Genomic DNA, 3,016 nt, shown 5'->3' with positions numbered 1-3,016 from the left:
TCTATGTGCCATATCGCATATTTTTTTCACAGGAAGAATCTGACCCGTAATATTGACCATGTGGCTGACCATGATGAGTTTTGTATTTGGCCTTATGGCATCTTCGTAGACTTTGACAACTTCCTCATCTGATTTGGGGTGGAGTGGTACGCTTACTATTTTGTTGGTAATGCCATGCCTTCTTGAGGCCAATTCAAACATGTTTTTGATACTTCCATAATCCTGTTCTGCAAAGATGGCTTCATCTCCTTTTTGCCATGGGAAACCTGAAATGATGATATCCAAGGACTCTGTGGCATTTCTTGTGATGGCAACTTCATCGGGAGTCCCGCCAAAAGTAGCCGCCAACCTTGCAGCAGCATTGTCCTTGTGGACCCATTGAACAGTCCTGAAATACCATGAAGCTTCATAATTGATTTCCCTAATATGGTCAATGTAATTTTCAAGTGTTTGGGTAGGGATAAAGCAATAGTAACCATTTTCCAAGTTGATATAATCCGGTTTGATTTTGTAGCCTTCCCTGATTTTCATCCAAAAATCTTCATCTGAGGCCAGGGTAGAAGGAGAAACATTCTCATAGACTTTTAAGCTTTCTGATAAGACCTTAAATGATGCCGTGGAAGCTATTCCTGTGAAGGCTAAGTTTTTTAGAAATGATCTTTTGTCCATGCTGATGAAATTTGATTTCTAAGTTAACCACAAAAGTGTCAAAAGATAACAAAAGAGTAGGGGATGACACGAAGAGTTTATAGAGTTGATGAGTGGATAATGGCCTAAGTTATTTCATTACAGGATTGTTTGACCACAAAAGTGACAAAAGGGAACAAAAGGACTGGGAAAAAAGAGGAAAGGAAAAAGGTTTTTAAGTGATCACTGGGTCTTCTTAATTTATTATAGAATTCATTTTAACCACAAAAGTCAAAAATGGATTGGAGAAGAAGTGGAAGGTAAAAGGGTTCAAAGCATCGAAGCCCCAAATTTATTTCGGGGCTTCGTTGCTGTTTTTCTTAATTTACGATTTTCAAATACCTTACTTCACTTCCACTATTATCTCTGCACAACGTTTGATTTTTGTGCGGAATTTGTAGTAGAGATTTGTATTATGGGTCTTGTTGATGATAATCTTGTCATCTACTTTTTTAGCATTTTGAAGGTCAACAATGCTAAAGCCATCAAACCACCTGTCTGCATGGATAACAAACACCATGGAGGAATTATTGAGATTACCATTGAAAACCCTCGGTGCAGGTAAATTGACGGTGTCAAATTTTAGGTCGAATTTGAGATCTGATTCAAATAGTTCAACAATTACAGGTATAACATCGCTTTCCGGACTCACGTATGTCGCTTCCAGGAAAACTGACGGATGTTCGTCATAGTCAGCCATAAAAAACCTAAAATCAATGGCATCGTATGTGCCTTCAGGCATATTCAAAAATAGATCATCAGATTCATCCCTTGTATCAAATGCTACTTTTTTGATGGTATTGTATTCTATTTCCAGATTCTTACTGAACCGGCTGTTTTCATTATAACCTTTGACAGTCAGTTCCAGTTTTTTGATCAAGACTGTCCCCTCATGCATGACAAGGATGGGTGATTTTTCTTCCAGTGGATTTTTATCCAATGGGAAGTTGTCTTTGAGGATAAAAGACAAACCGACACTGCCTTCTTCCAATTGATTGGGTAAATTTTCAGGAGTATTATATTATATTATCAGCATAGGACTTTCCAAATGTGTTGAAAACGATAAATAATGCGTTTTGGTATTGTTACCAAAAAGAAATATTCTTTACCCGCTGTAAAAGAATATTCGTTAATTTTTTGAATTTATCGGTGCAACAATTATGCCGTAAAATGTAATTTTTTCTCGAATTAGTAATAAAATATATGTTTAGGTTTAGATAAAGATATTTTAGTATTTTCCACCAAATTCCATATGATTTTACTTCTTAAAATTCTGAATTAAAATAAATTACCGATGTTATCAAAAAAATACTTTAAATAATATGACTGCATTTTATAAGGTTTAATTTGCAATAAAATGAGTATTAAATTTATTGGGCGGAAATCAAAAAATAGGTAGTTGAGAAATTTTTTTTTCTAAAAAATAAAAAACAGCAACATCAATAGCGCCAGTAGCAATGCCACAATCCGGTAAATCGGATTTCTTTTTGGAAAGTGAAAATCACAGATGGGGCAAAACTTTGCATCTTTTTCAACATCCATGGCGCAAGAGGGACATTCTTTGGTTTTCATGAATTTTGAACCTTCGGGGGATAAAATTGATTTAGGAAATAAGTCAAAAATATTGAATTATGAAAATCGAAATCTGGTCAGACATCATGTGTCCGTTTTGTTATATTGGAAAAAGAAGATTGGAATCTGCTTTAAAGGATTTTGAATTTGCGGAGAAGATACAAATTGAATGGAAAAGTTTTCTGCTCAATCCCGATATGGTTACCGATCCCCAAAAAAGTACCCAGGAGTATTTGTCCGAAACCAAGGGATGGAGTCTTGCCCAAACCCAACAAATAACACAACAAGTAGTGGACATGGCAAAAGAGGAGGGATTGGTATTCAATATGGACAAGACAGTGGTGGCCAATGCTAAAAATGCTCATAGGTTACTGCAGTTGGCAAAAACACTGGAAAAGGGTGATGCCAAGAAAGAAAGACTTTTGAAAGCATATTTCACCGAAGGCAAAAATATAGATGACAAAGAGACACTACTTCAACTTGCTTTGGAAGTTGGTTTGGAAAAAGGTAGGGTTGATGCTTGTTTGGATTCTGAGGAATTTCAGGATAAAGTGGAACAGGATATTTATGAATCAAGACTGATAGGGGTAAGAGGGGTGCCATTTTTTGTGTTGGACAGGAAATATGGTATTTCAGGCGCCCAACCTAAAGAAGTTTTTGTTGAAACTATTGAAAAGGCCTGGAAGGATTTTGTGAAGACTAATCCAATTTTGGAGGTGGTGGAAAATCAGGATGGAAGTTCCTGTGATTTGGAAGA

Annotated in this window: 4 protein-coding genes; 1 reads left to right on the top strand and 3 read right to left on the bottom strand. The window is 36.2% G+C overall.

Features of this window, described 5'->3' with window-relative positions; all coding sequences use genetic code 11:
- From ACEW8O_RS01485 to ACEW8O_RS01475, 3 genes are all read right to left on the bottom strand, one after another.
- The coding region (locus tag ACEW8O_RS01485) for an aminotransferase class V-fold PLP-dependent enzyme (RefSeq protein WP_373492850.1) at positions 1–669 on the bottom strand (669 nt) is incomplete at its 3' end.
- Between the two features lie 361 nt (positions 670–1,030).
- Complete coding sequence (locus ACEW8O_RS01480) at positions 1,031–1,678, bottom strand: hypothetical protein (protein ID WP_373492849.1); 648 nt, start codon at positions 1,676–1,678, stop codon at positions 1,031–1,033.
- A 425-nt stretch (positions 1,679–2,103) separates the two neighbouring features.
- Positions 2,104–2,259: a hypothetical protein gene (locus ACEW8O_RS01475; protein WP_373492848.1), complete on the bottom strand. Its 156-nt coding sequence runs from the start codon at positions 2,257–2,259 to the stop codon at positions 2,104–2,106.
- Between the two features lie 59 nt (positions 2,260–2,318).
- On the opposite strand from ACEW8O_RS01475, the gene ACEW8O_RS01470 reads away from it, so the two are divergent.
- Positions 2,319–3,016 (top strand): DsbA family protein (locus tag ACEW8O_RS01470; RefSeq protein WP_373492847.1); only part of this gene is annotated, 698 nt, incomplete at its 3' end.

Source organism: Aquiflexum sp. (assembly GCF_041749095.1).
Taxonomy (GTDB): Bacteria; Bacteroidota; Bacteroidia; order Cytophagales; family Cyclobacteriaceae; genus Aquiflexum.
This window is presented reverse-complemented; position numbering and strand designations above follow the sequence as displayed.

What these genes read in the sequence shown, in the direction of transcription:
- ACEW8O_RS01475 (WP_373492848.1), bottom strand. Translation starts at nt 2,259, where the DNA reads ATGAAAACCAAAGAATGTCCCTCTTGCGCCATGGATGTTGAAAAAGAT.